This is a genomic window from Microbacterium maritypicum (assembly GCF_008868125.1).
GTDB classification, from domain to species: Bacteria; Actinomycetota; Actinomycetes; order Actinomycetales; family Microbacteriaceae; genus Microbacterium; species Microbacterium maritypicum.
The window spans coordinates 1-611 of sequence record NZ_WAAQ01000005.1; the positions used below are offsets into that span (position 1 = coordinate 1).

The window sequence follows — 611 nt, forward strand, 5'->3', positions numbered from 1 at the left end:
ACACCCTCAGGAGTCGTGGCATTACCGGTCGCGGTGTTCACGACACCGCCATCGATGATGTCCTGCTCGGTGACCGTATACGGCGCATCCGCCGTGCACGTCACCGACTCACCCGGAGCGAGCGTCGTCGGATCACACGTCACCGACCCCGCCTTCGGGTCATCGACAGACACACCCGTGAGCGTCACATTCCCGGTGTTGAGAACGACGAACGAATAATCGATCGTCTCCCCCGCATCCGCCAGACCGTTGCTGTTGGCGTCATTCAACGACGCGACCTTCTCGATCGCGAGACCTGCCGCCGCAGCCGGCGTCGGTGTCGTCTCGGTGTCGGTCGGCGGGATGATCGGATCCACACCCTCAGGAGTCGTGGCATTACCGGTCGCGGTGTTCACGACACCGCCATCGATGATGTCCTGCTCGGTGACCGTATACGGCGCATCCGCCGTGCACGTCACCGACTCACCCGGAGCGAGCGTCGTCGGATCACACGTCACCGACCCCGCCTTCGGGTCATCGACAGACACACCCGTGAGCGTCACATTCCCGGTGTTGAGAACGACGAACGAATAATCGATCGTCTCCCCCGCATCCGCCAGACCGTTGCTGTT

At 62.8% G+C, this 611-nt stretch carries 1 protein-coding gene; it reads right to left on the minus strand.

Going from position 1 to position 611, the window contains the following annotated elements; all coding sequences use genetic code 11:
• The coding region (locus F6W70_RS17710; protein WP_444899612.1) for a CLIPPER-2 domain-containing protein at positions 1–611 on the minus strand (611 nt) is incomplete at both ends.